Annotated in this window: 4 protein-coding genes; 3 read left to right on the top strand and 1 reads right to left on the bottom strand. The window is 62.2% G+C overall.

What is annotated here, in order from left to right; genetic code table 11:
- Positions 1–355 (top strand): NTP transferase domain-containing protein (locus EOA24_RS32245; protein ID WP_148669981.1); only part of this gene is annotated, 355 nt, incomplete at its 5' end.
- Between the two features lie 33 nt (positions 356–388).
- Positions 389–1,270, top strand: a complete 882-nt coding sequence (locus tag EOA24_RS32240; RefSeq protein WP_126083792.1) for an alpha/beta fold hydrolase — start codon at positions 389–391, stop codon at positions 1,268–1,270.
- Between the two features lie 15 nt (positions 1,271–1,285).
- Here EOA24_RS32240 and EOA24_RS32235 read toward each other — a convergent pair whose 3' ends face one another.
- On the bottom strand, positions 1,286–2,335 hold the full coding sequence (locus EOA24_RS32235; RefSeq protein WP_126082507.1) for a DUF1176 domain-containing protein: 1,050 nt from the start codon (positions 2,333–2,335) through the stop codon (positions 1,286–1,288).
- Positions 2,336–2,477: 142 nt separating this feature from the next.
- Here EOA24_RS32235 and EOA24_RS32230 point away from each other — a divergent pair, with 142 nt between their 5' ends.
- The gene (locus EOA24_RS32230; protein WP_126082508.1) at positions 2,478–2,984 is read left to right on the top strand and encodes a DUF1993 family protein; all 507 of its coding nucleotides are present in this window, start codon (positions 2,478–2,480) and stop codon (positions 2,982–2,984) included.
- The last annotated feature ends 143 nt before the right edge of the window (positions 2,985–3,127 follow it).

The raw sequence follows: 3,127 nt of genomic DNA, 5'->3' as shown, positions 1-3,127 counted from the left end.
GTCCTTGAAGGCGGGCATTGCGAAGGTCGCGCCCGACGCGGCCGGCGCGATGATCGTTCTTGGCGACATGCCCGGCGTTTCGTCGAAGGACCTCGACAGCCTGGTCGATGCGTTCCGCCGCTCCGGCGGCCACGCGGTCGTGCGCGCCTCGCACCAGGGCAAGCGCGGCAATCCGGTGCTTTTGCCGCGATCGCTTTTCGCGGCGGTTGCGCAGCTCGAGGGCGATACCGGCGCCCGGCATCTGGTCGAAGCCGAGGGTCTCGACGTCATCGATGTCGAGATCGGGCAGGGTGCATCGATCGACGTCGACACGCGCGAGGCGCTGGAGGGGGCGGGCGGCGTCCTGCAGGATTGACAAACCGAAGCCGAATTTCGCATGCCTCTCGGCATGTCATTGCGCTTCCTCTTCGCCCTGCTCGTTGCAACCGGTTTTGCCGTCCAGGCTGCCCATAGCCAGACGCTTTCGCTAAAACCGTTCAAGGACGACCTCTTTGCTTATCCGGCGGCGCTGTCCACCGGCGATAATGGCGCCTATACGGTGCTCGACTATCATGAGATGCGCGACATCAACCAGCGCGACGAGGTGCCGGAAAAGCGGGTGCGCGCGCAATATACCGACCCCGGCGTGCGCAAGGTGCAGCGGGACCTGATGTTGAAGACCGACGCCGGCGATGTCAGGCATGTCGCGGTCGGCAGGACGGAAGGCGCTTCCATCATCGTGCTCTACCTGCATGGGCAGGGCGGCAGCCGCAAGCAAGGTGTCGACGATTTTACTTTCGGCGGCAACTTCAACCGCATCAAGAATCTGATGGCCGCCAATAACGGCCTCTACCTTTCGCCGGATTTCCCCGATTTCGGCGACAAGGGCGCGGCGCAGGTCTCGGCGCTCATCGATCACTACGCCCAACAATCGCCCGGCGCGAAAATCTTCGTCGCCTGCGGCTCCATGGGCGGCATGGTCTGCTGGAAGCTCGCCGCGCGCAAGGATACGGGCGGCCGTATCAACGGGCTGCTGCTGCTCGGATCGCTGTGGGACGACAGCTTTCTCACCAGCCCTGCCTTCAAGCGCCGCGTGCCGGTGTTCTTCGGCCAGGGCAGCCATGACGTGGTCTTCTCGGTGGAAAAGCAGGAAGCCTTCTTCCGATCGATCCTGGCCAAAAAATCCTATCCGACACGCTTCGTGCGCTTCGAGACCGGCACGCACGGCACGCCGATCCGCATGGTGGACTGGCGCGGCACGCTGAACTGGATGCTGACGAAAGCGCCGTGACCCTTCTGTCGAGGCTCAAGGCGCAGTGTTGTAATCGATGATCGTCTGCGGATTGATCTCGCCGTCATAGGAAGCATCGACGTCGTACTGGACAAGCGAGAAGTCACCGTTGCGGAACAGATAGGTCCCCGATGACGAGGCGTCCCCTACGCCACGCCATTTGGCGGATGTGGTGATGGTTTTCGTGTTCTCGTCATAGTCCGAATTGGTTGCCCAGCCGCTGGTCTTGAAACCGATGATGTGGATCGACTCGACCTTGCCTTCGCTGTTGTTGTTCTCGTAGCGGATATCGAGATCCGGCTCGGTGAACTGCAGCTGGGTCACGCCGTTGACGTCATCGGCGATGTAGTAGACCGCGGTTTCGTTATAGGCGGCCATCGAGCAGAAGAAGCGGAACAGCCGCGTCTCGCGCTCCGGGTCGGCGGCTTGAGCGTCCTTGTCCTTGTATTGGACCGAATGGGCCTCTGGCTCACCGATTGGCTTGCCATCGGCATCCTGTTTGTCGCACTGCCCGCCATAGGTGGCGAGAAACGCCTTCTTGGCCTGCTCCAGCGCCTCGTCCTTCTTCGGCGGCGGCGGGCCGTCGCCGCAGCTTGCCGGCACGGCGCTGTCGAAATCCTCCGTCGATGGCTTCAGCGCACCCTTGTCGATGAAGATCGGCTGGAAAGGCGGCTCCTGAATTTGCGCATTGACCTGGCGGACCGTGTAGCAGCCCGCGAAAACCTTGGCCTCGCCCTTCTTGTCGGTCGCCTGGATAGCGACCGGGACGCTGTAATAGATGCTGCCGGCGGCACCTTCGTCCGATACAGCGCCGGTCTTGACGTCGACGGTATCGGTGCCGTCATAGCCTTTCACGAAAGCGTTGAAATCCTTGGCTGGCTTCGTATCGCCGAAATAACCCCAGGCGCGGGCGAATTCGTGACGATTGATGGCGCTGTAAAGCGAGCGGATGACGGCGTCGGCGCTGGACCTGTCGTCGATATAGGGCGCATCGGCCGCAAACGCGGACTGGCCGATACTGGACAGGGAAAAGAAGGCAGCCACAGCGAGAAAGATATGTCTCATCGGGAATCTCCGCTCGATAACGAAAATACTACCATGGCGATTGCGGCGGCGCGGTGACGTGGAAGCATGACCGCTTGAAGAATCGTGACCGGAGGCGTTAGGTCACGGCCCGCGGCGCTGGGGCCGCCTTGGGAGAGTGCTCGTGACTATTTCCATGTACGATATTTCCGTCGGCGTCTTTTCCGCCCGGCTGAAGGCGCTGGCCAGCGTGCTGACGGCGGCGGAGCAGAATGCCGCTGAGCGCAAGATCGATCCGCAGGTGTTCCTCACGGCGCGATTGGCGCCGGACATGTTTGCGCTGGCCAGGCAGGTCCAGATCTCCACCGACCATGCCAAGGGCGCGCCGTCGCGGCTCGCCGGCCGCGAGGTGCCGAAATATGAGGACAATGAAGCGAGCTTTGCCGAGCTGCAGGCCCGAATCGCCAAGACGCTCGATCACCTGGCGACGTTCTCGGCGGCCGATCTGGAAGGTTCGGAGGACAGGACGGTCGAATTAAGGCTTGGCGGGCGCGAAACTACGCTGCCCGGCCTGCAGTACCTGCTGCATGTCGCGATGCCGAATTTCTATTTCCACGTCACGACGGCCTACGACATCCTGCGCCACAATGGCGTGCCGCTCGGCAAGCAGACCTTCCTGGGAAATCGCTGAATTTTGAGCAGGTTGAAGGTTTCCCGGCAGCCCGGGAAACCTGTTTGGCTCAGCGTTGTTCAGCGGGCCGACATTTCGCGCGCGATGCGCGGAAAGTCCGCCGGCTTGATGCCGATATCGGCGCGGTCGGCATTGCTCATCGC

Origin of the sequence: Mesorhizobium sp. M2A.F.Ca.ET.039.01.1.1 (genome assembly GCF_003998035.1) — a bacterium.
In the GTDB taxonomy this organism is placed as follows: Bacteria; Pseudomonadota; Alphaproteobacteria; order Rhizobiales; family Rhizobiaceae; genus Mesorhizobium.
This window is presented reverse-complemented; position numbering and strand designations above follow the sequence as displayed.